Annotated in this window: 28 protein-coding genes and 3 pseudogenes; 16 read left to right on the top strand and 15 right to left on the bottom strand. The window is 62.6% G+C overall.

All coding sequences use genetic code 11. From position 1 onward, the window contains the following. Nucleotides 1-122 precede the first annotated feature (122 nt). A complete protein-coding gene (locus SB764_RS23745) occupies nucleotides 123-251 on the bottom strand; it encodes a helix-turn-helix domain-containing protein (RefSeq protein ID WP_181440985.1) in 129 nt (42 codons plus the stop codon). Nucleotides 252-458: 207 nt separating this feature from the next. On the opposite strand from SB764_RS23745, the gene SB764_RS23740 reads away from it, so the two are divergent. Both SB764_RS23740 and SB764_RS23735 read left to right on the top strand, forming a co-directional pair. Then, on the top strand, nucleotides 459-623 hold the full coding sequence (locus SB764_RS23740; RefSeq protein WP_181440986.1) for a hypothetical protein: 165 nt from the start codon (nucleotides 459-461) through the stop codon (nucleotides 621-623). A 127-nt stretch (nucleotides 624-750) separates the two neighbouring features. Continuing rightward, nucleotides 751-1,122 carry a BON domain-containing protein gene (locus SB764_RS23735; protein ID WP_183714966.1) on the top strand — a complete coding sequence of 124 codons (372 nt, stop codon included), beginning with the start codon at nucleotides 751-753 and terminating at the stop codon, nucleotides 1,120-1,122. 35 nt (nucleotides 1,123-1,157) lie between these two features. Here the strand turns inward: SB764_RS23735 and SB764_RS23730 are convergent. Next, nucleotides 1,158-1,367 (bottom strand): annotated as a pseudogene (locus SB764_RS23730) (IS3 family transposase); the annotation flags it as partial. 103 nt (nucleotides 1,368-1,470) lie between these two features. Between SB764_RS23730 and SB764_RS23725 the strand changes: the two are divergent. Then, a pseudogene (locus SB764_RS23725) lies at nucleotides 1,471-1,715 on the top strand (helix-turn-helix domain-containing protein); the annotation flags it as partial. 119 nt (nucleotides 1,716-1,834) lie between these two features. On the opposite strand, the gene SB764_RS23720 reads toward SB764_RS23725, so the two are convergent. From SB764_RS23720 to SB764_RS23695, 6 genes are read right to left on the bottom strand one after another with little or no spacing between them, the layout of a single operon-like run. Then, the gene (locus SB764_RS23720; RefSeq protein WP_321892236.1) at nucleotides 1,835-3,223 is read right to left on the bottom strand and encodes an MFS transporter; all 1,389 of its coding nucleotides are present in this window, start codon (nucleotides 3,221-3,223) and stop codon (nucleotides 1,835-1,837) included. Continuing rightward, nucleotides 3,220-3,939: an ABC transporter ATP-binding protein gene (locus SB764_RS23715; protein WP_065058544.1), complete on the bottom strand. Its 720-nt coding sequence runs from the start codon at nucleotides 3,937-3,939 to the stop codon at nucleotides 3,220-3,222. The genes SB764_RS23720 and SB764_RS23715 overlap by 4 nt, the downstream gene beginning before the upstream one ends. Further along, nucleotides 3,936-4,721 (bottom strand): ABC transporter ATP-binding protein, encoded by a 786-nt coding sequence (locus tag SB764_RS23710; protein ID WP_065058543.1) that lies wholly within the window; start codon nucleotides 4,719-4,721, stop codon nucleotides 3,936-3,938. Before SB764_RS23710 ends, SB764_RS23715 begins: the two co-directional genes overlap by 4 nt. Then, nucleotides 4,718-5,605, bottom strand: coding sequence for a branched-chain amino acid ABC transporter permease (locus tag SB764_RS23705; protein ID WP_410865112.1), 888 nt, complete (start codon nucleotides 5,603-5,605; stop codon nucleotides 4,718-4,720). Before SB764_RS23705 ends, SB764_RS23710 begins: the two co-directional genes overlap by 4 nt. Further along, a complete protein-coding gene (locus SB764_RS23700) occupies nucleotides 5,598-6,491 on the bottom strand; it encodes a branched-chain amino acid ABC transporter permease (RefSeq protein WP_065058541.1) in 894 nt (297 codons plus the stop codon). Before SB764_RS23700 ends, SB764_RS23705 begins: the two co-directional genes overlap by 8 nt. A gap of 31 nt (nucleotides 6,492-6,522) precedes the next feature. Next, nucleotides 6,523-7,617, bottom strand: coding sequence for an ABC transporter substrate-binding protein (locus SB764_RS23695; RefSeq protein WP_065058540.1), 1,095 nt, complete (start codon nucleotides 7,615-7,617; stop codon nucleotides 6,523-6,525). Nucleotides 7,618-7,929: 312 nt separating this feature from the next. Here SB764_RS23695 and SB764_RS23690 point away from each other — a divergent pair, with 312 nt between their 5' ends. The 6 genes from SB764_RS23690 (at nucleotide 7,930) to SB764_RS23665 (ending at nucleotide 13,159) form a co-directional block, all read left to right on the top strand. Further along, complete coding sequence (locus SB764_RS23690) at nucleotides 7,930-8,304, top strand: RidA family protein (RefSeq protein ID WP_176080077.1); 375 nt, start codon at nucleotides 7,930-7,932, stop codon at nucleotides 8,302-8,304. Beyond that, on the top strand, nucleotides 8,301-9,545 hold the full coding sequence (locus SB764_RS23685; protein ID WP_065058536.1) for a D-amino acid dehydrogenase: 1,245 nt from the start codon (nucleotides 8,301-8,303) through the stop codon (nucleotides 9,543-9,545). The genes SB764_RS23690 and SB764_RS23685 overlap by 4 nt, the downstream gene beginning before the upstream one ends. Then, a complete protein-coding gene (locus SB764_RS23680; protein ID WP_065058534.1) occupies nucleotides 9,542-10,333 on the top strand; it encodes an aspartate/glutamate racemase family protein in 792 nt (263 codons plus the stop codon). The genes SB764_RS23685 and SB764_RS23680 overlap by 4 nt, the downstream gene beginning before the upstream one ends. A gap of 69 nt (nucleotides 10,334-10,402) precedes the next feature. Beyond that, nucleotides 10,403-11,125 (top strand): GntR family transcriptional regulator, encoded by a 723-nt coding sequence (locus SB764_RS23675; RefSeq protein WP_231957461.1) that lies wholly within the window; start codon nucleotides 10,403-10,405, stop codon nucleotides 11,123-11,125. A 111-nt stretch (nucleotides 11,126-11,236) separates the two neighbouring features. After that, the gene (locus SB764_RS23670) at nucleotides 11,237-12,121 is read left to right on the top strand and encodes a glycosyltransferase family 2 protein (protein ID WP_110327368.1); all 885 of its coding nucleotides are present in this window, start codon (nucleotides 11,237-11,239) and stop codon (nucleotides 12,119-12,121) included. A gap of 102 nt (nucleotides 12,122-12,223) precedes the next feature. Then, nucleotides 12,224-13,159, top strand: a complete 936-nt coding sequence (locus tag SB764_RS23665; protein WP_110327369.1) for a dihydrodipicolinate synthase family protein — start codon at nucleotides 12,224-12,226, stop codon at nucleotides 13,157-13,159. A gap of 302 nt (nucleotides 13,160-13,461) precedes the next feature. Here SB764_RS23665 and SB764_RS23660 read toward each other — a convergent pair. Together SB764_RS23660 and SB764_RS23655 are read right to left on the bottom strand one after the other, a co-directional pair. Continuing rightward, nucleotides 13,462-13,665, bottom strand: a pseudogene (locus SB764_RS23660) (helix-turn-helix domain-containing protein); the annotation flags it as partial. 160 nt (nucleotides 13,666-13,825) lie between these two features. Then, complete coding sequence (locus SB764_RS23655) at nucleotides 13,826-13,948, bottom strand: hypothetical protein (RefSeq protein WP_260178188.1); 123 nt, start codon at nucleotides 13,946-13,948, stop codon at nucleotides 13,826-13,828. A 746-nt stretch (nucleotides 13,949-14,694) separates the two neighbouring features. On the opposite strand from SB764_RS23655, the gene SB764_RS23650 reads away from it, so the two are divergent. From SB764_RS23650 to SB764_RS23625, 6 genes are all read left to right on the top strand, one after another. Beyond that, nucleotides 14,695-15,852 carry a hypothetical protein gene (locus SB764_RS23650; protein ID WP_410865108.1) on the top strand — a complete coding sequence of 386 codons (1,158 nt, stop codon included), beginning with the start codon at nucleotides 14,695-14,697 and terminating at the stop codon, nucleotides 15,850-15,852. Between the two features lie 8 nt (nucleotides 15,853-15,860). Further along, entirely contained in the window at nucleotides 15,861-16,493 is a 633-nt protein-coding gene (locus tag SB764_RS23645; protein WP_410865106.1) for a hypothetical protein, read from the top strand. A 190-nt stretch (nucleotides 16,494-16,683) separates the two neighbouring features. Then, nucleotides 16,684-16,941 carry a PAAR domain-containing protein gene (locus SB764_RS23640; RefSeq protein WP_410865104.1) on the top strand — a complete coding sequence of 86 codons (258 nt, stop codon included), beginning with the start codon at nucleotides 16,684-16,686 and terminating at the stop codon, nucleotides 16,939-16,941. A 104-nt stretch (nucleotides 16,942-17,045) separates the two neighbouring features. Then, entirely contained in the window at nucleotides 17,046-18,113 is a 1,068-nt protein-coding gene (gene tssG, locus SB764_RS23635) for a type VI secretion system baseplate subunit TssG (protein ID WP_410865102.1), read from the top strand. A gap of 202 nt (nucleotides 18,114-18,315) precedes the next feature. Then, nucleotides 18,316-18,474, top strand: a complete 159-nt coding sequence (locus SB764_RS23630) for a hypothetical protein (protein ID WP_156773650.1) — start codon at nucleotides 18,316-18,318, stop codon at nucleotides 18,472-18,474. A 57-nt stretch (nucleotides 18,475-18,531) separates the two neighbouring features. Further along, nucleotides 18,532-18,825, top strand: coding sequence for a hypothetical protein (locus tag SB764_RS23625; protein WP_321904745.1), 294 nt, complete (start codon nucleotides 18,532-18,534; stop codon nucleotides 18,823-18,825). Nucleotides 18,826-19,013: 188 nt separating this feature from the next. Here SB764_RS23625 and SB764_RS23620 read toward each other — a convergent pair whose 3' ends face one another. From SB764_RS23620 to gcvA, 5 genes are all read right to left on the bottom strand, one after another. Then, entirely contained in the window at nucleotides 19,014-19,319 is a 306-nt protein-coding gene (locus SB764_RS23620; RefSeq protein ID WP_065058502.1) for a helix-turn-helix domain-containing protein, read from the bottom strand. A 9-nt stretch (nucleotides 19,320-19,328) separates the two neighbouring features. Next, nucleotides 19,329-20,615 carry a type II toxin-antitoxin system HipA family toxin gene (locus tag SB764_RS23615; RefSeq protein ID WP_410865100.1) on the bottom strand — a complete coding sequence of 429 codons (1,287 nt, stop codon included), beginning with the start codon at nucleotides 20,613-20,615 and terminating at the stop codon, nucleotides 19,329-19,331. A gap of 104 nt (nucleotides 20,616-20,719) precedes the next feature. Next, a complete protein-coding gene (locus SB764_RS23610; RefSeq protein WP_321904747.1) occupies nucleotides 20,720-21,928 on the bottom strand; it encodes an aminotransferase class V-fold PLP-dependent enzyme in 1,209 nt (402 codons plus the stop codon). Between the two features lie 25 nt (nucleotides 21,929-21,953). Beyond that, entirely contained in the window at nucleotides 21,954-22,472 is a 519-nt protein-coding gene (locus SB764_RS23605; RefSeq protein ID WP_176080057.1) for a RidA family protein, read from the bottom strand. 105 nt (nucleotides 22,473-22,577) lie between these two features. Continuing rightward, entirely contained in the window at nucleotides 22,578-23,531 is a 954-nt protein-coding gene (gene gcvA, locus SB764_RS23600; protein WP_410865097.1) for a transcriptional regulator GcvA, read from the bottom strand. A 304-nt stretch (nucleotides 23,532-23,835) separates the two neighbouring features. Here gcvA and SB764_RS23595 point away from each other — a divergent pair, with 304 nt between their 5' ends. Continuing rightward, nucleotides 23,836-24,474, top strand: a complete 639-nt coding sequence (locus SB764_RS23595) for a TetR/AcrR family transcriptional regulator (protein WP_065058494.1) — start codon at nucleotides 23,836-23,838, stop codon at nucleotides 24,472-24,474. Nucleotides 24,475-24,548: the final 74 nt, after the last annotated feature.

Genomic DNA, 24,548 nt, shown 5'->3' with positions numbered 1-24,548 from the left:
GCCATGAATATACGCTGGCCGCCGATTTCACGGCGCGCGAATGGCCGGCTATGACGCGAGAGGGCGCAAGAGGGCGCAAGAGGCATGGCCATTCGGTGTGCGATTGATCGCCCTCCGCCTAGCTAAACCAGCCCCGCCGCCTCGCGCAGCGTGCCGCCGTCAAGGAGTTCGATGGCGCGCGGGCCCCTGCCCGGAATCGCGCCTTCCGCTTCGAGCGCATTGAGCGCACGGCTCACCGTTTCGATCGTCAACCTTGCCACCGCCGGGTTGCGCGCTCACGTGCTCGACCCACGACAGGACGCCCGCGCGCCGCGCGCCGGGATGCTGCCTGGAGACGATAACGGCGACTCTGCGACGAGCGCAGCTCATGGCATAGTCTGCACAACAAGCCGCTGTTCAGGTGTGAATCACGTTCGAGTCTCGCCTCTAAAGCCTTGACGGGAATCTGTACGCAAGCAATGGGGGAAGCCGCCTGCGCGGTCGCGAAAGAGTTTCTGCAAGCGGTTGCTGCCGAATCGAACGATCCGAATCGTTCGATTGCCGAAGTGGCCCGCACGGATAGCCAGCGATTTCGTAAAGGTGAATTACTGCGCCACGCATTTATCCGGTCGGCGCTCACGTAGATGATCTCTCTGGCTGATCGCGGGATTTTCAAAGGGAAATCGAATTCGGTAGTTCGATTGACGCGTCACGAATTTGCGTAGCGCCAGCAAACCATCGACGTCATTTCAGAAGAGCAGGAACCATAAAATGAAACTCAGAGGTTTAGTCAGTGCGGCAAGCCTGGTTGCGGTTTTTGCCTGGAGCAGCCACGCGCAAGCTCAAGATAACAGTGCGCAAGCCCCGCAAGCTGCGTCACAACCGGCGTCCCTCACGAAAGCCCAACGCAAGGCTCAACGTCAAGCCGACCGAAAGCTGGCGAGAGCGGTTCGCGAAGCACTCACTCATACGAAGGGTTTGCAGACGGCTCAGATTAATGTGCTGTCCAAGAGCGGCAACGTCTCGTTGGTGGGCTCGCTGCCGGACGAAACGCAGATCCAGCTGGCTGGCGAGGTCGCCCAATCCGTTCCGGGCGTCGTGAAGCTGACTAACATGTTGCATATACGCGAAGCCGGACATTGATCGAGTGACCCTGTCTCGTTTCCACGTACAGCAAGTCATGCGGCGATCAATCCGGCCTCGCAGTCGACAGGCGTATGGAAGTCGATTGATGTGTGCAGGCGTTGCCGATTGCAACAGGCTTCGGTCCAATCGACGATGCCCAAGCGATCTTGGGCACTTGTTTCGTAGTGAAGCTGATAGATTCTTTCGACTTTAAGCGTCTTAAAGAAACTCTCCGTCGAAGCGTTATCCCACGCTGTTGAGGTGCGTGCAAAACTGACCCACTTGCGCTAGAAATTTGCATCGAAAACTGACCCACATGTTCAATACCTGCCTGGACGCCCAGGCAGGAGAACCGGCGTGATTACGGTGAGCATGTTGGCAAAGGTTCGGCGGATGCATTGCCGCGATGGCGTCCCGCTGAGCGACATCTCCCGGCGTACCGGCCTGTCACGCAACACCATACGGCGATGGTTGCGTGAGCCTCCATCAATCGGTGAGCCGAAGTATCCGAAACGAGACAGCAGCAGCGTTGTCGACTCATGATGGAGCCGTTGCGTCTTTGGCTTCTGGCGGATACGCGAAGGCCGAATCGCGAGCGGCGCTCGGCAAAGCACTAGGTGCCGGAGCCGCGCGCCAGAATGAGGCCTTTTCGGCCAGTCGCTGTGATCATGATGCCCTCGCTGCCAGGAGAAGAAAGGTAAGCGGGCCGGCCGGTGCCGGCGACGTGATTTCAATCGCGCTCGATGGCTCTCGCCACGACGACGAGGCCGCCCGCGTAGGCTGCTGCGATGACGGCGAAGCCGGCGGCGGTGGCGTGGCCCGGATCGACGCACGCATGCAGGATCACCGATGCGATCGCGACGCCGACGAGCGAACCGATCTGCCGGCTCGCATTGAGCGATGCGGCGGCGAGGTTGGCGTCCTCGGGGCGGGCCGCGTGCATGACGACGAGGTTCATCGCCGGGATGGCTTGGCCGGCGCCGAAGTTGGCGATACCGATGATGAGCGCGAGGGCCGGGTAAGGCAGTGCGTCGATGCCGACGAGCGCGGCGCTGCCGAGCGTCGCGAGTCCGAGCCCGGCGAGCAGCGTGCCGCGCGGACCGAGTCGTCGGCTGACGCGCGCGGAGGCGAGATTGCCGATGCCGAACATCGCCATCAGCGGGAATAGCTGAAAGCCCGTCACGAGCGCGCTCGATCCGCGTTCCTGCTGCAAATAGAGGCTGATCAGAAAGATCTCGGCGAGGATGCCGAAGTTGATCGCGAGCCCGAGCAGGCTGCCCGCCACGAAACGCCGTTCGCCGAGCAGCGCGCGCGACAAAATGCGGTGACGCGCGTAGCGTTCGCGCAGCGCGAAGGCGGCCGTGGCCGCGACGGTCGTCAGCGCGCAGGCGAGGATGGCGGGCGAGGTCCAGCCGAGCGTCGGGCCCTGGATCAGCGTGAGGCTCAGCGCGCCGAGCGTGAGCGCGGCGAGCAGATGGCCCGCGCCGTTGAGCGGTCCGGCATGGCGCGGCGAGCGCGCGACATGGCGCTGCGTGAGCCACAGGCCCGCGATGCCGACCGGCAGATTCACCCAGAAGATACTGCGCCAACCGATCGCATCGACGAGCACGCCGCCGACGCACGGCCCGAGCGCCATCGCCGCCGACACCAGCGCGCCCCAGATGCCGATCATGCGCGTGCGCAGCGGACCGGGTGGAAACGCCTGGGTCAGCAGGCTCAGGGAACTCGGCATGAAGAGCGCCGCGCCGCCGCCTTGCAGCAGACGCGCGGCGATCAGCGCGGCGGGCGTCGTGGCGCTCGCGCACAGCACCGAGGCCGCGACGAACAGCGCCAGGCCAATCAGGTAGAGGGTCTTCGAGCCGTAGCGGTTGGCCAGCGCGCCGCCGAACAGCAGCAGCGCGGCGAAGCTGAGCGCGTAGGCGTCGACGATCCAGACGAGCGTCGTCAGCGAAATCGCGAGACTCGTCTGCATCGCCTTGAGCGCGACGTTGACGATGGTGACGTCGAGCATCGCCATCACGAAGCCGCACGCGAGCGCCACCATGATCGTCGCCGGGCGCGCGCCAGGCGGCGCGAGCGTTGCGGGCGTGGCAGGCGTTTTCGCCGAGACCGGATTCACGCCGCTCTCCCGCCGAGATAGAGCCGCCGCATTTCGTCGCTGTCGAGCAGGGCGCGCGCCGGGCCTTCGAGCGCGACGCGGCCCATCGTCAGCACGATGCCGCGATCGGAGATGCGCAGCGCCTCGATCGCGTTCTGCTCGACCATCAGCACGCCGATGTGCTCGGCGTCACGCATCCGCACGATCGCGTCGAACACCTCGTCGACCATTTTCGGCGACAGGCCCGCCGAGGGCTCGTCGAGCAGCAGCATGGCGGGACGCGGCATCAACGCGCGCGCGAGCGACACGATCTGCCGTTCGCCGCCCGACAGCGCGGCGGCGGGCGTGCGGTAACGGCGGCGCAGCACCGGGTACTGCTCGCACAGTTCGTCGATGCGCGCCTCGCGAGGAAACGACGACATCCCCTGACCGCCGAGCATCAGGTTCTCGCGCACGGTGAGCGCGCCGAACACGTTGTCGGTTTGCGGCACGTAGCCGACCCCGTGCAGACGCACCTTTCGATGCACCGGCTCGCGCGCGAGGTCGACGCCTTGCAGCTTGACCGTGCCGGTGCGCGGCAGCAGGAAGCCCGCGATCGCCTTGAGCAGCGTGGACTTGCCGCAGCCGTTCGGGCCGAGGATCGAGACGATCTCGACCGCGCCCACGCTCAGCGACACGCCATGCAGAATATCGACGCCCGGCGTATAGCCCGCGACGAGTCCATCGACTTCGATCATGACGCCTCCAGCGGCTGGCGGGCGGCGTGCGCGCGGCCCAGATACGCATCGAGCACGCGCCGGTTGCGCTCCAGCTCGGCGGGCTTGCAGTTGGCGATGGCCGAGCCGCGATCGAGCACGACGCAGCGGTCGCACAGTTCGCGGATGAAATGCATGTCGTGCTCGATCACCATCAGCGTCACGCCGAGCCGGTGGATGCGCCGCAGCTCCGCCACCAGTTCGCCGCGCAGGTTCGGATGGACGCCCGCCGTCGGTTCGTCGAGCAGCAGCAGCTTCGGCTCGGTCATCATCGCGCAGGCAATACCGAGCAGTTTCTTCTGGCCGCCCGAGATCGACGCGGCGGGCAGTTGCGCGACGGCGCTCAGCTTCAGTTCGTCGAGCAAGGCGCGCGCGCGTGCGCGGGTCGCGTCTTCGAGCGCGCGCATCGTGCGCCCGCGCAGCAGCGCCGCGCCGAGCCCGTGACGCTCGGACGACGCGGCCATCGTCAGTTCGAGCACCGACATGCGCGCGGGCATCGACGGCAACTGAAACGTGCGGCGGATGCCGAGCTGCGCAATGCGCTGCGGCGTGAGCCGGTCGATGCGGCGGCCGTCGAAGCGGATTTCGCCGCCCGCGAGCGGCGCGAAGCCCGTGACCGCGTTCAGCACCGTGCTCTTGCCGGAGCCGTTCGGGCCGAGCAGGCCGACGATTTCGCCCTGGCCGACCGACAGCGCGAGCCCGGACAGCACCGTATTGCCGCCGTAGCGGATGGCGATGCCATCCAGTTCGAGGAGCGCGCTCATGGGTGGATCTCCAGACGTTCGGGCAGCAGGCCGCGCGGCCGCCAGAGCAGACAGGCGAGCAGCATCAGCCCGACGAGGCCGAGCCGCACCGCGCCCGCCAGATCGCTGCCCACGCCGAACCAGTCCTTGAGAAACGGCGCGAGCGAATACACCGCCTGCACCAGCACGGCGCCGACCAGCACGCCCGCGTTGCTGCCGAGCCCGCCGACCATCACGATGGTCCAGAGCGCGAAGGTTTCGGACGAAAGCATCGTGTCGGGCCCGACATAGCTGATGTACCAGGTCAGCAGTGCGCCCGCGAGCGCGGCAGGCAACGCCGCCGCGACGCTCGCGCGCGTTTTCAGCGAGAGCGGATCGTAGCCGAAGCACACTGCCAGCGCCGGTTCCTCGCGCATGACCTTCAGTGCGCGGCCGAAGCGGCCGCGCACGATGCGCCGGTAGCCCGCGTAGACCAGCGCGAGACACGCGGCCGTCACGGCGAGAAACGCGAGATCGGCCCATGGCGCGGCGAGTCCGCCAAAGAGCGGCGCGATGCCGCCGATGCCCTGCGCGCCGCCCGTGAGCCAGGTTTCGTTGAGCGCGACGGTGCGCAGGATCTCCGCGACCGCGAGCGTGGCGATGCCCCAGTAATCCGATGACAGCATGCGGCCCAGCCGTGCGATCGCCACGGCCAGCACGCTGGCGGCGGCGAGGGCGAGCAGCACGGCCACCGGCAGCGGCCAGCCGAGCTGCGACGCGATCCCGGCGGCGTAGGCGCCGAGTCCCGCGAACGCGATGAAGCCGAAATTCACCATGCCCGCGTAGCCGGCCTGCAGGTTGAGTCCGAGCGCCATCATCGCGGCGAGGCACGCCGAGGTCAGCAGATGGATCAGGAAACTAGACACGCCGCACCTCCCGGTCGAAGATCCCGTACGGCCTGAACATCAGCGCGACGAGCAGAATCAGGAACGACACCGCGCTGACGTAGGTGACCGGAAAGACCAGCGATCCGTGCCCGGTCAGCGCGCCGAGGTCGGTGTCGAGCATCACGGTTTCGGCGAGGGCGATCAGCAGCGCGCCCGCCGCCGCGCCGAGCGGATTGCCGAGGCCGCCGAGGATCGCCGCCGAAAACACCGGAATCAGCAGGTTGTTGCCGAGATTGACGTGCACGCTTTCGGTGAGCCCGAGCATCGTGCCGCCCAACGCCGCGAGCACGCCGCTCGCGAAGGTGATGACGTTGGTGACGCGTTGCGCGTCGATGCCGGTGGCGAGCGCGAGCGGCCGGTTCGACGCCAGCGCGCGCATCGAGCGCCCGATATCCGTGCGGTACAGCAGCACGGAAAACAGCAGCAGGGTCAGCGCGCCGCAGAGGATCGAATCGAGTTGCGCGCGCGAGATCGCGACGTCGCCGATCAGCAGCGGCGGCGTCAGATCCTGCGCGTATTGCAGCGGCCGCGAACCCGCGGTGCCGAGCACGAGCGCGACGGCGATCAGCGACACCGCGAGCGAGCCGATCATCGCGACCGCGCTCCCCGAGCGCAGCAGCCGCGCGAACACGAACACGTTGAGCAGCACCGCGAGGCAGCCGACCAGCGCGCACGATGCCGCGGCCGCGAGCACGAGCGGCAAGCCCGCGCGTTCGAAGCCGAGCGAGGCGAACGCGCCGAGCATCGCGTACTGCACGTGGGCGATGTTGGGAAAGCGGATCAGCGAATACAGCGTGGACAGCCCGATCGAGACGAGCAGCAGGTCGGAAGTGCGGATCAGGACGTCGAGCAGAAACTGCAGCATGGCGTTCTCCGTGGAAGGCGGGCGTGGACGCTTACTGGGCGACGACCGCCTGCTTGAAGACCACTTTCTCGTAGGGCTGGACGGCGCGCTGACCGTCGCCGTCGAAGGCGATGTCGCCCGTCACGCCGTCGTAGCCTTTGCCGATCGCGGCCATCGCGGTGCGGATCTTCGCCGGGTCGGCGGAATGCGCGCTGTTGATCGCGGCCGCCGCGAGCATGGTGGCGTCGTAGGCGTAGCTGCCGAACGCGGAGCGCGGCGCTTCCTTGTAGGCGCTCTGGTAGGCGTCGGCGTAAGCTTTCGCGGTGCCGCCGAGCGCGCCCACTTCGAGACCGATCTGGCCTTGCGCGATCTGCGGCGGCGTATCGCTCGTGCACATCGTCAGATAGATGCCGTACCACGGCGTCTTGTTGAGCTGCATTTCGTAAGCCTGACGATTGAGCGTCGCGGCTTCCTGGCCGTAGGCGCTGTACACGTAGGCGTCCGGTTTCGCGCGCGCCGCCTGTTCCAGTTCGCGGCGATAGGTCGATTGCCCCTCGGTGTACAGCACCTGCGAGACCACGGCGCCGCCGAGCGCCTCGAAGCGCTTCTTGAACTCGCCCGCGAGCCCCTGGCCATAACCGTTGTTCGGCGCGATGAAAGCCACGCGGTGCAGATTGCGCGCGTAGACGTCCTGCGCGGCGAAACGCGCCGAGAGATCGTCGAGACCGATCACGCTGAACGAACCCGCGCCGATCTTGCGCACCTGCTGGCTCGACGAGCCGATATTGACGTGCACCTCGCCCTGTCTGACGAGGAACTGCCCGATTGGAATCGTCACCGACGAGGAGAACTCGCCGAGCACGACGGGCACGTGATCGACCGTGGCCAGCTTGCGTGTGGCGTCGAGCGCGGTGTTGGCCGTGCCGCCGGAATCCTCGACGCGCACTTTGAGCTTCTGGCCGAGCACGCCGCCTTGCGCATTGATCTTCGCGACCGCGAGTTCGATGCCGCGCCGCTGATCTTCGCCGATCGACGCGCTCGATCCGCTCAACGGCAGCACGGCGCCGAGTTCGACGTCCGCCCAGGCACTCGACGCGCAAAGCTGCCACGCCACGACGGCTCCGACACTCCAGCGAAACAGGTTCATCGTTTTCTCCTTCTCCGGTTGAGTATTGAACGCTGTTTAAAATACAAAAGTGTCTACAGAATTGCTGATCAAAAATACTTGCGCGAGAAATTTTTCGGGAATTTATTCCCGCGTCGATGTTGTTATGAAATATCCATAAATTCCCTTAAATAGCGCACTTTTCTGCACTCGTAGGATTCCTGCTCGCACCGATCTGGACGGCTTGCACAGACGTGGAGCAAGGGCGGATTTTTATTGAAAAAGTGTATACAGCTTTGAATTACGAGTGCTAGCATCGACCTCAACTTACCTGTCCCGAAAGGAGATGGCCGGATGGAAATCAAGCGTTTTGAAACGGGCGAGCGGATGAGCCAGATGGTGATCGCGGGCGGTTTCGCGTTTATCGCGGGGCAGGTCGCGGACGATACATCGCTCGATGTCGCGGGCCAGACCCGCCAGATTCTCGACAAGCTCGACCGCCTGCTCGAACTGGCGGGCGGCGACAAGCGCCTGATCGTCTCTGCGAGCATCTGGCTGGCGGACCATCGCAGCTTTGCGGAGATGAACAGCGTCTGGGACGCCTGGGTACCGAAGGGACAGGCGCCCGCGCGCGCCTGTGTCGAGTCGAAGCTGGCGTTTCCGCCGTACACGGTCGAGATCGCGGCGATTGCGGCAATCGGAGCGGCTGCTCCCGGAGCGCCCGCATGAAAACCATCGTGCTCGGTGGCGGGATCGTCGGCGTGACTACGGCCTACTTTCTGGCGAAGGCGGGGGACGAAGTGGTGGTGCTCGATCGGCGTGACGGTGTGGCGCTCGAAACGAGCTTCGCGAATGCCGGTTTGATCGCGCCGGGGCATTCGTACACGTGGGCGTCCCCGCGCGCGCCGAAGATCCTGCTCAAGTCGCTGTTCATGGAAGGCCAGGCGCTGCGCCTCAAGCCGAAAGCCGACTGGCGCATGTGGGCGTGGTGCTGGCTGTTCCTGCAGAACTGCACCGCCGAACGTTCGCGCCGCAATACGTCCATCAAGGTTCGCCTGTGCCGCTACGCGCAGCAGCAACTGCAACAGGCCACGCGCGACGAAGGGCTCGCGTACGACCGCATCAGCGGCGGGCTGCTGTATCTGTATCGCGATCCTGCTTCGTTCGAGCGCGGCGTCGCGAATATGTCGATTCTTTCCGATAACGGCTTGCCGCTGGAAACGCTAGACCGTCAGGCGGCGATTGCGCGCGAACCCGCGCTCAAAAGCGGCGGCGACGATATCGCCGGCGCGATCTATTGCCCGAGCGACGAAAGCGGCGACGCGCATCTGTTTACGCGTGCGCTGGAGCAGCGTTGCCGCGAGATGGGCGTCGATTTCCGCTTCGGCACCGCCATCGACGGCATCCGTGCAAACGGCGACGCGATCGACTACGTACAAACCGCGCAGGAACGGCTCAAGGCCGACCGCTACGTGCTCGCGCTCGGCTCGTACTCGCCGCTTCTCGCACGCGAGCTGGGCTATCGCTTGCCGATCTATCCGGTGAAGGGCTATTCGGTCACGCTGCCGGTCGACGATACGCACGACGCGCCCACGCTCGGCGGCGTCGAGGAAAACCAGCTGGTCGCGTGGGCGCGCTTCGGCCAGCGTTTGCGCCTGACGGCGACCGCCGAGTTCTGCGGTTATGACACGGCGCACACGCCCGCCGACTTCACGCACATGCTGGCGACCGCGCGCGCCTTGTTTCCGAACGGCGCGGACTACGCGCGGCCTTCCTACTGGGCCGGACTGCGGCCGATGACGCCGGAAGGCACGCCGCTGATCGGCGCGACGCGGCATCGCAATCTCTTTCTCAACACGGGGCATGGTCATATGGGTTGGACCATGTCGTGCGGCACCTCGAAAATCCTCGCCGACCTGATGAACGGACGGCAGCCCGAGATCGACATCACAGGGATGACACTACAGTGAGCGAACTTCTATCGAATCGCATCGAGCCCGGCGTGGAGGCCTACGCGCGCTTCGGCTTCACGCTCGACGCCGGCATTGCTTCGCGCGCGGCGATCGGCCTCGTCGTGCTCGCCACCGACCACACGATCGAATACGAATGGCGGCACATGCTCGCGCTCGACGGCGTGGCGTTCTACGAGAGCCGCGTGGCGAACTCGGCGGAGATCACGCCCGAGACGCTCGCGGAAATGGACGGCCGGATCGCGCCTGGCGTCGAACTGATCCGGCCAGGCGAGCATCTCGACGTGGTGGCATTCGGCTGCACGTCGGCGTCGATGGTGCTCGGCGAGGAGCGGGTTTTCGAGCGGATCCGCGAAGCGCGCCCCGGCATTGCGTGCACGACGCCGATCACAGCGGCGCGAGTGGCGCTCGGTGCGCTCGGTGCGCGCGGCGTGGCGCTCCTCACGCCTTACGAACGACCCATCAACGAGGCGATGGCCCGTTACCTGCGCGAGCGCGGCGTCGACATCGTGCGCATGGGGTCGTTCGAGCATCGCGACGACAACGAAGTCGCACGCATCGACCGCGCCTCGCTGGAGCAGGCGGTGGCCGGGCTGGCGAGCGATCCGGCGGTCGATGCCGTGTTCGTGTCGTGCACGAGCCTGCGGCTGGCCGATGCGATCGCCGGACTCGAAACGCGGCTTGGCAAGCCGGTTTTGTCGAGTAATCATGCATTGGCGTGGCACGCGCTGCGGCTTGCGGGCGTGCACGACACGCTGCCCAGGTTCGGCCGTTTGTTCACGGTTTGACGCGCGGTGCGCGGGAAGTCCGGCAGGGTAGTTGATAATGAGCGGTTACAGGTCGATTCAGGAGACGAAATGGCAGCGAATTCCGTGATGACGCGGAACCTGCGTCCCGGTGTGCGGGACTCCGTCGCGCCGAAGCGCACGGGGATGACGGTCAACGAGATTTACGAGCAGTTGAAGCAGATGGCGGTGCTGTACGAGATCCGGCCGGGCGAACGGGTCAATGAACTCGAACTGGCCGAGCGTCTGGATGTGAGTCGCACGCCGATTCGCGAAGCGCTCAACCGGCTGGTGGCGGAAAACCTGCTGGCGTTCGTGCCGAACCGTGGATTCTTCATTCGGGAACTGGACGGTAAGGACGTGTTCGATCTCTTCGAATTGCGGCGCTCGATCGAATCCACGGCGGTGATGCTCGCCTGCGAGCGCGCGTCGGACAACGATATCAAGGCGCTGCGCCGCTTCTGGAAGCAGGTGATGAAAAGCGCCGGGCGCATGTCGTCGGACGAACTGGTGGTGAAGGACGAACAGTTCCATCTGGAACTGGCCGCGATGTCGGGCAACGTCGAGATCGGGCGGGTACTGCAAAGCATCAACGCGCGCATTCATTACGTGCGCTGGGTGGATGTCGATCAGCGCCGCAACGAGGCGTTCACCGAGCATCTGCAGATTCTCGACGCGCTCGCCGAGCGCGATGCCGCACGTTGCATGGCGCTGACGGATACGCATATCCGCTGGCGCATGGAGGAAATCACCCGCGTCGTGCATGCGAGCGTGGTGAAGCTCTACGCAAAATAACGGGCGCACCGAATGCGCCCGACGCGTTCCATCGAGACAGCAGTCGTCAAAAGGAGGAAGCGGCCGTCCGTGCATCGGGCGGCCTGACCGTCACTTTGACCGGAGACGTTCATGAAATATGGAACGTTGATTACGCTGTTCAAACCGAGCGCGGAGCAGGCCGACCATCTGCTCCGTTTGCCTGCGCTGAGTCCAGTGGTCGTCGCGGTCGACAATTCTCCGCACGCGGATACCGCGCTGCATGCGCGCCTTGCCGCGCAGGGCGTCGACGTGATTGCCAATCACAATCGCGGCGGTATTGCCGGTGCATTCAACGCTGGCGTCGAATTTCTGATCCGCCGCGGCTGCGATGTGTTTTTCCTTTTCGATCAGGATTCGACGGTTCCCGACGACTACTTTCACCGCATGCTGCTCGGATGCGCCTCGGTGGGCGACCCGCGCTTTCTGGTGGGCCCGCGCATTTTCAATCTGAATGTTCAGCGCGATTTACCGCTCTTTACCGTGCGCCGCTGGTCGGCGCAGATCGAGCCGATTCGCGATGGCGCGCACGGGCTGCAACCGTGCTCGGTGATTATTTCTTCCGGTACGGCGATTTCACTCGAAGCGTTCCGGGCGCTGGGGCGTTTTCGCGAAGACTTCTTTATCGACCATGTCGACGCGGAGTATTGCATGCGCGCACAGGCGCATGGCGTACCCGTGTGCGTGAATGCGGATGTGTCGCTGCCGCACGAACTCGGCAAGCCGACGCCGGGACAGCACTGGCCGCGTGTCGATATTTTCGATCAGAGCGCATTGAGGCATTACTACGCGGCGCGCAACTGCATTCTGGTCGCGCGCGACTACTGGCACAGCTATCCGGCACTGGCGCTGATCAATCTGATCACGCTGAAACATCTCGCGTTCGTGCTGCTGCACGGCCAGCAAAAGCGCATGAAACTTCACGCGATTCTCTGCGGTATCGGCGACGGTCTGCGGGGTAAATACGGTCGCGTGTGAAGTCGTAGCGATTCGGTCCGATTCCACCGCATCCATGAATGAATAAAAAATGGAATCGATTATTTAGTATGTCATCCTAATCTAACGAGGAAGGGAATCGAGATGAATGCAACGAAGTCGATCAAGCGTCGCTATACGGGTGCCTATTCCGTCGCGCCGACCATCTTTACCGAGTCGGGCGCGCTCGACCTCGAAGGGCAGAAACGTTGTGTCGATTTCATTATCGACGCCGGCGCGGACGGCCTGTGCATACTCGCGAATTACTCGGAACAGTTTTCGCTGACCGACGACGAACGCGCGCTGCTGACGACGACGATTCTCGATCACGTCGCGGGGCGAGTGCCGGTGATCGTCACAACCACGCATTTCAGTCCGGCAATCTGCGCGGCGCGCAGCCGCGCGGCGCAAGAGGCGGGCGCGGCGATGGTGATGATCATGCCGCCTTACCACGGCGCGACGATCCGTTGCAACGAAGCCGCAATCGAGCGCTTCTTCACCGAAGTGTCGGACGCCATCGAGATTCCCATCATGTACCAGGACGCGCCGATGAGCGGCACCTCGGTGTCGGCGGCGTTTCTGGCGCGGCTCGCGCGCGATATCCGCAATCTGTGCTACTTCAAGATCGAGGTGCCGCAATCGGCGGCGAAGTTGCGCGAATTGATCGAGCTGGGCGGCGACGCGATCGAAGGGCCGTGGGACGGCGAAGAAGCGATCACGCTACTGGCCGACCTGGATGCGGGCGCGACGGGCAGCGTGCTGGGCGGCGGCTATCCGGACGGGCTGCAGCCGATCCTGAAAGCGCATCTCGCCGGGAGCCGCGACGAGGCCGTGGCGGCCTATTCGCGCTGGCTGCCGCTCATCAATTATGAAAATCGGCAGTGCGGTTTGATCGCCTGTAAGGCGCTGATGATGGAGGGGGGCGTGATCGCGTCCGATGCGGTGCGCCGGCCGCTCGTGCCACTGCATCCGGCGACGCGCGCGGGGCTGATCGAGATCGCCCGGCGACTCGATGCGAAGGTGCTGCGCTGGGCGCATTGAGGTTGGTGGGCTGGCGCGATGTGGTGAAGTCTCGCGCAAGCTTGTTGAAGATGACGTGGGCGCCGGGCATGTTGGACTTGCTCGGCGACGACGAAGCACAGTCAGGCTGACCGGCATCAAGCAGATCCGGCAGCGGCTGAACACCTTGATATCCGTTCCGATGCCGGACTCATATCCGATCCCTGGCGCGGACTGGCTGGCCCTGATTCGTGCGGGAAGGCGAGCCGGAGGCCCTACGGTTATCTCCCTGAGCCTGAATCGCTTGCGCGACCTGAAGCACATGACTCAGCCGTTTGTGCTCAACCACAACGCCCTGATTTGCGCGACGTCAGCCCAGCCGCGCCAGATTCCCGGTATCGGATCACCAGCCGCTCGATCTGGCGCACCGTTAGTCCCAGCCGTTGCGCCGCACGTCCGGGCTTCAGGCCCGTCTCAACTACAGCCTCGATGAGCTTCAGACGGTCGAGTTCTCGCATGTTCAATGTCACCTGCGATGCTCGATGCATAGCCAGTTCCGTGATCCCACAAGGAACCAGCAAGCATACCGAGGGGAAAACGCGACATTTCTATCTGGCTAGAACACGACATTTCTATTTAGGACCTACACACAAAATGTCGATAATTTATCTTATGTTAAATTGTAAATCGTCAAAAATTGGAGGGACGTCAACGCCGGCGCAGCCTCGCGGGGACCATGCCCGCACTGTCCAGCAGCGCGATGCCCTTCTCGGCCAGCGTTTCGTGATCGGCCACGAAGGTACACACGAGCACACTTGTGCCAACGGCCATAGCGGCGATCGGCGACAACGAGAAAGGTGTGGAGGCCGACGACGCACGATCGCGCGATCGGCACAATCTCGAAGCCGAGAATTTGCCGAGTCTGCCGCACGACGATTCCTCGAACCAGCTCGCCGCGCCCCGGTGGCCTGAAATCTGCACGTTCCCGCTGATGAAGTTGACAGCGCGTTGCGTATGAGCTGAACCGTTGCTCACGGGTATAGGTCAGCAACCGCGCGTGATCGGGCAATCATGGTTCGGTAACAGGAAGCGATCTTGTAATTCGCATGCACTATGAGCGGGATTGCACGCTAACGACTTATCGACAGGAAACCGACGGGAGCTGGTCAATCCTTGGTGCAATGCAGGCCGAACGGAACGCAGAATACGATCTGTATGTTCGCGCCACTCGCTTGGCTGGGCGTTACACGGATGGCAGTCTCGGGGGGGTACAGGGCGTCGTGGCACCTTCCCCTAGCTCGGTCTTGGAGATGATTAGCTTCGGACGGTGCATAGCGACACAACATCCACCCGGTGCGCGCTTTAGTCATTGGAGAAAGATAAGGACACCAGAGGGAGACGGTTGGGTTGATCTAGCGGGGGCTGGTGTACGAGCGTACAGCGACGCAGATTTTCCGGATTGGGATGGTTGGAGTTTTATTAACGATGACCCCACGCCAGATAGCCATTGCGATTCTCCGACTATCAAGCGTTGGCTGGATGTCGAACATAGTGGGCATGTTACACACGCATCAGCCATGAGTGCTTTGAGCGTCTCGAATATTCAGCAGCGCCTGTCGAGAGCGGTCTGCCAGTTTCCTACTGAGTGGAGCCGGGAAGGCTTGGAGGAGCGATATAGCTGGCTAAAGAGCCCGCATGAAGCATTATCTACTCCCCTATCCGAGGACGATTTCGCTACCTTAATGAACCACGCGCGCGACTTGGCATTTTGGGAAAGCATTCAAGACCCAGACTTGCCGTCGGCTAACGAATGTTGGCATTTTCCGCCGACTGCGTTTATACAACAGTTCAGACGCTGCTGGTGGTTCAGTAAGAGCGAATTCAAACAGCTTCTTCCAACCGAGGTTTTGCGCGAGCGCACACAGACAGTTATCTACTATGAAGACGTTGCGATGAGTCGACCACGACAGAATATGATTGACAATCATCTCGTGCCACTGAACAAGGCAATTCGAAAGTATCGAATTTCCTCTCATCAACGACTAGCTGCATTTTTCGGAAATTCTTTGCAAGAAACGACTTGGCTGGCATCTTTGCACGAGAATAATGCTGCGGCGTGGTATTACCCATGGGATGGCCGCGGATTTCTGCAACTCACGCACCCCGCTAATTACTTTTCCTACTGGGATTTTACAGCGCGCGCGAGACAGATTCCAGCATCAGTTCGCCAGTCGGTTTTAAATCATCACTCCCAGGCGAACGCGCATCGACCGACAGCACAGCAGTACAACGCCGACGGCGTCAACGGTGCAAGTCAAAACGTTATTCAATGGCGAGACGATGTTGGCGACGATCACGATATTTCACGAGATTTAATTTCCCCATCAGACAGTGCTGGATTTTATTGGCTAATGATGCGTATGCCAGAATACGCAGATCGTCCTATTCGTCTTGTTAGAAGAACGGTTTCAGCGACGCGTCCGCCAAATCCACATCACCCGACAAATCAACCTAGTGTGATAAAAATTTATTATCATAGTGACAATTTTCGCGATGCATCTGCAATCGTAAATCTTCCTGCTGCAGTTGGGCATCCTGAGTATCCATTTAACGGATACATCGCCCGCTGTCGTGCGTTTGGGCAAGTGCTTGCAGTCGTCAGCGAGGTGCGATTCCCGGGGCAGCAGGGTCAAACGCATGAATTCCCCGAGGGCTGTAATCCGAGGCGAGACTAGGAGTGACAATGAGAAAATTTCAGGTTATATGTCTATATATCGCGCTTTTTTTATTTTCTGAAGTATGTTTTGCAAGAGCCGACGTTCCGATCAAAATGGAAATTGGGGAATGTAGATTTAGTATTAGTGATGCGTTTCACGGATCCATTACTAAGCCGAGGGAGGAAAATGATTTTCGATTTGCTGGTTATGAAGCTGGTGTACGTGTTAACGGCGTTGTTCGATCGTTCGGATTCAATTTTTCTTGTCAGGAAATGGGGGATGACAATATAGAAGTTCCCGAAAAATTTGGAGGCCGATTTAACGCTACCCTGAACAAATGGATGCCTGACTTCGGAGATGCTTCAGCCGATGATGTTGTTCGTCTCAAACGGGTTACGAAAACATTTCCACTAACGTCAAAAAATGCTAAGGGATTTTACACAATTCAAGATGATCTCGATGGGGAGTTATCACGTCGTATGCGTCATATCTCGTACTGTTTGATTCGAGGTGCGATGGCTGTATGTGGTGATGGCGTCGTGATGCGGCTCGCGGATAGTAAGAGTGACATGCTTAATTATGCCCTACAGGTTCTGCGAAGTATAAAGTTTGAAGACAAGGAAGATTCGAGCCGTGAACGATTTAATCAGGGGCAGTGATACAGGAACATTATCGAAGAAGCGCGGCTTCAATCGTTACATGCGTCGATGTTATCGAGTGTATAAATTTGCGAAGCTGCATTGATTTTACAACAGTATTGGTAAATGAAGATTTTTCTTTGCGCCACACTGCCAAAGTGAAATTTGTTTATGCTCTGCATACGCAATGTCTTAATTTGAGGAGTGAGCTATGGACATCATCCGGTTAGGTGACACCACCGACAATGGCGGCGTAGTGGTTACAGCATCTACGACGATGGAATACGAGGGAAGACCAGTGGCTAGAAAAGGCGATCTTGTCGACTGTTCGTTGCATTCCGAAGTGCATCCCAATGAAATCATCGAAGGTGATGAGGAAATAACTGACAACGGAATTCCAATCGCGCGTCATCATTTTCGTGTGATGTGCGGATGCTTACTAATTTCAACTGTAAACGACGCCACTTGATCTGTCTGAAGTACTTTACGTGCAAGAAGGTACAACATTTAATGCGGTGACCAAAAAAGACGCGTGCAGGCAAAGTTTCATTTACTATTTTCGGGGACGATTGGATGGATGGAAAATCCAGAAAGCTTGCACTATCGCTTGACCTGATCGAGCGATTGCAGGAAGAACCTTGGAATTTTGGGTTCCTGGCGCTCATGCGCCGTATAAACGCGAATGGAGCGGACGACCCGGTCGGCACCGCGCTCTTGCCCACGGCCGAGCCGTTTCGTGTCGGTCAGAAACCAAGCCTTACCTTCGCGCCCAGGGAGATAGCGGACGCGAAGATGAAGAGAGGACGCCTGCATACCCGTCTCTACAGCCTCGGAATGCTCGGGCCGAATGGTCCGCTTCCGCTGCACGTCTCGGAGATCGCGCGCGAGCGCGAAGAGTTGCGTCGGGATCCAACGTTGAGCAATTTCCTCGACATCTTCCATCATCGGGCACTCACGCTCTTCTACCGCGCCTGGGCGTCGGCGCAGGCGACAGCCAGTCTCGACCGCCCTGATGACGATCGCTTCTCTTTCTACATCAGTTGTTTGTCGGGCCACTCTGCCCTACCCGCGCGCACAGTTTCGCTGCCTACCCACGCCTACCTCGCTTCGTCACCTCATCTTGTGCACGAGGCCCGTAACCTCGACGCGTTGTCAATGTCGGTTGCGTGGCATTTTGGCGTGCCGGTCCATATTGAGCCGTATGCCGAACACTGGATCGAACTGCCCGAAGAACTTCATTGCAGGATGGGGGAAGAAGGGGATTCGGCCTGTCTTGGGTTGGGTGCCACGCTCGGCGGTCATGTGCTTTCCAGGCGTCACCGCTTTTGCATGGTGGTCGGTCCCCTCGCTACCGAAACGTATCACCGCTTCACCCCTCGCGGCGAGGATCTGTTGCGGCTCGTCGCCTGGGTGCGCGCGTACGTCGGGCTTGAGTACGAATGGCTGCTGGAATTGCAGATTCAGCCAGACTACGCGCCTCCAGCAGTGTTGGGCGAGGAGCACCAACTCGGGTGGTCGAGCTGGCTCGGTCAGTCGCCCGACGGCAAGCCGGTCATCGGCATGCGCTTTGAACCGGAGGCATACCTGGATCGGCTCGTAGAAAGCGCGGCGATGCCGGAGGAGGTAGCGGCCGCGCATTGAACCGCGCCGCCGATGAAGCGCCCGCGCAAAGGAGGAGAGATGGAGTTCGAACAATCGGCCCTGATGTTCGACGTCAACCAGATCCTCAATGCCGGCGCGAACCCGGTGCACTTCTCGCTGTCAGCGAGCATCTTCGTCGATGCGACCGGCCGGATCGTAAATCCTCTGAAGGTCACGAGCGTCGATTTGCAATCGCGATTACATGAACCGCTTCGGCGACGAGCTGATCGTCACGATGGAAATTCTCGCTGGCCAGTACGCGCGCGAAATCTATCCCCACAACGACGCCATCGATATCACGCTCACGCGCGCGCCGATGACGGAGGCCGCGGACACGGCCGATGCGGGGCGCGCGATCTAGTCAGAGCGCCATAGCGCCACGCTGATCGACGAGGCCTCGCCCCTGCTCGAACAGAACATGGACTTCTCGCCAAGCCGGCAGCATCTGGACCTGACGGGGCCGCTCACGGTGCCGTTCCAGCTGGTGAACGAGTCGCTTGCGCAGATGCGCATGATCGATGTGGGTCAGGTATTTCGCGGCTGCACGGTCGATGGGATTATCCGCACCCTGTTCACGCAGGCCTCGCCGGCAGCGACGGTCGACGGCGAGCGCGCCGTGCTGGAGGTGATCATGGTCCCATCGGCCAACCGGCAGCCGCGCGAGCCCATCATGAATCCACAGCGCGTGCGCCTGGTTGAACACTTCCAGTGACACGCTCAACCACCACGATCCGACCAAACGACGCGTGATCCAGCATCGGCGCATGGCATACGAGCAGCCCACGCACACCCTCCGGAAGGTAAATAGCATTTGGCGTGCCTCATCGTCCGGCCACGTCGTCCAATCTGAAATTCGCTTCGTCGCAGAGTGAATCGCCTCGCGCCCGCACCCAACACGTTTTATTCCGACGCCCCTCCAGCCGCCTCGCCACGCCGCCGTCGAACAAACCCCACCTGAAGCCCAAACAGCTTGCCGATGCTGTTAAGCGACTCCACGGTCGGATTGCCCGTGCCGCGCTCGATGTCCTGAATCACACGCCGACTCACGCCGCGATGAGCCGCGAATTCCGCTTGCGTCAGGCCCGTCATTTTCCGCATCGCCTTCATTGCGTCGGCGATGCTCAGCTCGCCACGCTCGATGCGCTCATAGAATTCCCGGCGCTGGGCGTTCTGTTCCTCACGGCTCAGAGGGTTACGACGAGGCATACGCGTCCTCTAGGAATGACGGGAATCGGGATTCAAGGCCTTAAGCTGCCGGACCTGCGTGTCGATGGCGGGCGTCAGGAACTGCACGATGTCGTGATCGACGCCCTGCGCCAGCATGATGTCGGGCAGGCGCTCGACCTGCGTGGCAAAGCGGCCGAGCGCCTCGCCGAGCCGCAGCCTTTCGTCCGCGCCTACCGGCAGTGCGGCCAGCACATCGCCCCACTCGGTCAGCTCGATGCGCGTGGCATCCGGCCGATACCACCGGAGCGTGCGCGGCACCAGCTCGGGGTCGAGATACATCGGCGCGAAATCGAACAACGGCGTCAACTGCTGGCGTCCGTCGATAAGCTGCATGGCGGTGTTGCGCGCATGGTTATCGGTGTTGCGCATGGCCAGGTTGAGCACATCGCGCTTGATGAACTCGAGCGTTTCGGCGTGCGGATCGGTCGCCACCCGGCGGATCGCCGCCACGACTTCGAAAAGATCCGGACGCTGATCGAAGCCGCTGAGACCCAGCAACGACGCCACGCTTTCCTGATGCAGCCGCTCGACGCGGCCATCGCGCACGCGCCGGTCAAAGCGCGGAATGAGCAGCACGTCGCCGTGCAAGCTGGGCAGTTGCCCGTAAGTGCGAATGCCGATTTCGGCGGCCACGCGCATATAGGCCGCCTCGTTGTGCAGAACCTTGAGGTCGGCGGCCGTGTTGCCGCGCGGCAGCTTCGCGATCAGATGCTGGGCCGCCTGTGCGTCCGGCAGGACCGCGTCGCCGTGCAACAGGCCGTTTCGATCGCGCGTGAGCAGATATTTCGGCGCGGCGCCCTGCACGCCGGTCGTGCCGGTGCCGAGCATGCCATGCAGATACATGCGTTCCTTGAAGTCGGCGCTACGCTCGACCACGTTGTCGATCGACATGCCCGGCAAGCCGCGCGCGCCGGGATGTCGACGCACGTGCGACTCGAAATACGCCACCGCCTCGGCGACGCGGATGCGGCCGATGGGATTGAACGCGCCTGCGCAGAGCAGCGGAAAATCCGCGTCCGGGCCGTCCTGCAGCTTGAGTTCGCCGAGCAGGAAGCGTCGGCCCGCGCCCTGCGGCACGAGGTCGTACAGGAACGCCGGCAGCGCGCGGCCGAAACGGAATTCGGTATCCACGGGCTCGACGAGCGACAGCGGATCGTGCGTATGCTCGACCGCGTACATGACCTCGAAATCCCACTGACATCGGCCGTCGCGGAACTCCACCTGAGCGCTGTCGATCCAGCGGTCGTCCAGAAATAGCTGCAGGGTGCATTCCACCGCTCACCTCCTATATGCCTCATAAATGTAGCACAAAGAGATGAGTCTCGCTTGAAATGCCTCTTATAAGAGGCTAAATACCGGCTGGACGCGCGAAACAGGCATCACGCAACCGCTGCTATCTCCGCTACCGCCGCCACCAGGCGCGCGATTTCCGCATCCGTCGTGAGATAGCTGACCGATGCCCGCGCCACGTTCGTCAGCCCGCGCGCGCGCATATCGAGCGGCGTATAAGCCACGCCGCTCAATCCAATCGAGATCCCACGCGCCGCCAACGCGGCCTGCACCGCTTGCGGGTCGCGGCCCGCGAGATTGAACGCCACCAGCCCGGACCGTTCGACGCCTTCGTCGAGCAACTCGACCGCCTCGATCCCGGCCAGACGCTGCCGCAGCCGCGTCGCCATCTGATCGATACGCCGACGGATCGCGGGCACGCCAATCGCCAGCGCCTCGCTCAGCGCCTTCGCGAGTCCGGCACGCAGCGCCATCGATGTTTCCGCCGATTCGAATCGACCGGCGTCGTTACGCAGATACGGCTCGCCCCGCGCATCGAGCGGCGCGGAATAACGATCCACATACGCGGGCGTCAGACGATCGAGAAAGGCGCGCCGCACATACAGCAAGCCGGTGCCGCGCGGCGCGCGCAACGCCTTGCGCGGCGCGGCGCACAGCACGTCGCAGCCGATTGCCCGGACGTCGATCGGGAGCTGTCCGGCGGCCTGCGCGGCATCGACGAAATACGGGATGTCGAAGCGCCGCGCGATCGCGCCCACGGCGTCGGCCGGATTGATGAGGCCGCCGTTCGCCGGCAGCCACGTGAGCGCGATCAGACGCACGCGTTCGTCGATCATGGAGGCGAGCGCCGCCGTGTCGATCGTGCCGTCTGCGCGCGAGGGAATCACGTCGATCGTCGCGCCCGCCCGCTGCGCCGCGAACTGCATCGCGGCCAGATTGCCGCCCCATTCGTGCCGTCCGACGAGCATGCGCTCGCCCGCCTTCCAGCCGCCCAGCGCCGCAAAGGCCGCGCCCCAGCCTTGCGAATTGCCGCCGGTCAGCGCGATCTCGTCGGGCTGTGCGTTGAACAGCGTGGCGGCGAGCGCGCGCGCATCGTCGGTGATGGCGCTGGCGGCGACGCCCGCTTCCATCGGGCCACGCGTCGCCTCGCGTTCGAGCTGCGCGTGGATCGCGCTCAACGTGGCCGACGAAGGCAGCGATGCGCCCGCGTGATTGAAATGCGTCGTCGTGCGCGTGCCGGGCGTCTGGGCGCGCAGTGCGTCGACGACGGCGTCGGTCAGGATTGTGTTCGTGGTCATGCGGTCTCCTCGAAAATCCCTGCGATCACAGTTCGCGCAGCGCGACCACGGCATCCACTTCGACCGCCGAGCCCGCGGGCAACATCGCGACGCCAACCGCACTGCGTGCGTGCCGTCCGGCATCGCCGAAAATGTCGACGATCAGATCGGACGCGCCGTTCGCCACCACACTCTGGCGGCTGAATCCCGGCGCGCTCGCCACGAACACGCCCAGCTTGACCACGCGCGCGACGCGCTCGAGCCGGTCGCCCGTCGCGGCGGCGATCTGCGCGACGACGCCGAGCGCGCACAGACGCGCCGCTTCGATGCCATCGGCTTCCGTCACGTCGGCGCCCAGTTGACCCGCGTACGGCACAGCGTTGTCGCGCCGCGCGATCTGTCCGGAAATGTAGAGCAGATGGCCGTCCTGCACGAACGACACGTAATTGGCAGCGGGCGCGGCGGCCGGTTCGAGCGTCAGCCCGAGCGCGGCGACGCGCGCCGAAATGGTGAGCGCGTTGAGGGGGTCGGGCGATGCGTTCGCGGTGTTCAGGGCGGTGTTCATGGCAGGGTTCCTGGCGTGATGCGGGTTGCTGGATTCGGGAACCCGATCCTAGCCATTCGCCTCGCCCGCGACCAATCAATCCTTGCCGCCCGGCCATGAGCGGAACTAATGCGTCGATGCGGACGAGGCCGCGTCGTCGCTTCCGTCGTCGCGATCGCCTTCGTTTTCGGCGATCGCGACGAGCCAGTCGCAGAACGCATTCGCTGCTTCGCTGCGCGGTCCGGGCCGCGTGACGAGCCACCAGCCGATCTCGGAATCGTCGAGCGTCATCTCGGGAAACACCGGCACGAGCGCGCCGCTGGCGAGTTGCGGCGCGATCAGGCGATGCCGGCCCATCGCCGCGCCCTGCCCGGCCAGCGCCGCCTCGACGACGATGTTGTAGTCATGCAGATGCACCGCGCGCGCCGCGCTCAGGTCCACGCCGAATCGCGCGGTCCATGCGTCCCATTCGAACGGCTGCTTGCTGTGCGAATACAGAATCGGCAGACGCAGCAGGTCGTCGGCGCGCGTGAACGGACCGTGCGCCGCAATCAGCTCCGGCGCGCCCACCACGGAAAGCCGCTCGGGCATCAGTTTCTGCGTTTGCACGCCAGACCAGACGCCTCGCCCGTATCGAATCGCCACATCCACGTCGCCCTGCGAAACATCCGCGAGTGCGATATCGGGACGCAGACGCACATCGACATCGGGAAACGCCGCATGAAAATCGCGCAGACGCGGCGCGAGCCAGCGCGTGGCGAACGAGGCCAGCAGACCGACAGTCAGCGTGCCCGCCGCGTGGCGTGGCGCGCGCATTGCGTCGGTGCCGCGACGCAATAGATCGAACGCGGCGTGCACGTGTTCGAAATACGCCTCGCCGTCGCTCGTCAGCGCGACCGCGCGCACGCGCCGCTCGAACAGGCGCCGCCCGAGTTCCTCTTCGAGCTTCTTGATGTGATGACTCACGGCGCTTTGCGTGACGTGAAGCTCCTCGGCCGCCGCGGTAAAACTCAAATGCCGCGCCACGGCCTCGAAGACGCGCAGCGAAAGAAGCGGTGGAATGGAGCGCGACGAAGACATGGCACGAAACATCGGATCAGGAAAGCAACGATCTTAGCGCGATTGCGCGTGGGGTCGGCTTTGTCGGCGTTATAGCGGCGTTATTGTGGCGAACGCCTCAAGTCGCTCGCACGCGAATCAAACCGCGGGGGATTACCGTACGCCACCGCACATCCCGCAGATAAGCATGTGAGGGAATTTTCTTGGACACGTTGATGCGTGCTCAATAACATACCAACCGTACTGTATCTCGCCGTAACGTTTTTAGAACGTCCGCGATACGCCGCCACTCGACGTGCGCCGCACGACGTTTTCGCCCAGCACCATGAATAACGCCACTCCGAATACCGCACCACGCGTCAGGCGCACACAACACGAACGCAGCACGGCGGCGCGCGTCGCGCTCATCAACGCCACGCTCGCCTGCCTTGCCGAAGTCGGTCTCGCCAAGGCGTCGATCAGCGAAATCTGCCAGCGCGCGGGACTCTCGCGCGGCGCGCTGCTCCATCACTTTCCGCACAAGAACGAACTGCTGGTGGCCGCCTACGTGGCGTGGATCAGCGGCAAGCTCGACACACTCGAACAGCGCATCGAAAACGGCGCGAGTGTGCGCGACGAAGTCCGCGTCTGGCGCGCGCAAATGCGCGAGACGTTTCCGATGACGCAGGAATTCTACGGTGCGCTGCGCAGCGACGCTGATCTGCGCGAACGCTTCAACGCCGCACTGCTCACGCATTCGATCGGCGACGACATGCGCCATCATCCGGCGAATACGCGCATCGACCAGTCGCCCGCGCCGTGGCTTACGCGTTACGTGATCGCGTGCTTCATTCGCGGACTCTGCCTGCAGGAACTCTTCGTACGCGATGCATCGGTTCCCGATCAGGCTTTCGATCACTTCATCGAGATTCTGAGCGCGCACATCGAAGGCACGGTCGCGCGCGAAGCCTTGCCTGTTCCCTGATACCCGGTCTCGCTTGATTTCAATTTAACCTTCTCGCCAAGGCGTGCCTGGCTGCCATCAATATAAATATATCG

This window comes from Paraburkholderia sp. SIMBA_027 (assembly GCF_046535315.1).
In the GTDB taxonomy this organism is placed as follows: domain Bacteria; phylum Pseudomonadota; class Gammaproteobacteria; order Burkholderiales; family Burkholderiaceae; genus Paraburkholderia; species Paraburkholderia tropica.
The sequence above is the reverse complement of the archived record's forward strand: the minus strand, read 5'-3'. Positions and strand labels throughout refer to the sequence as shown.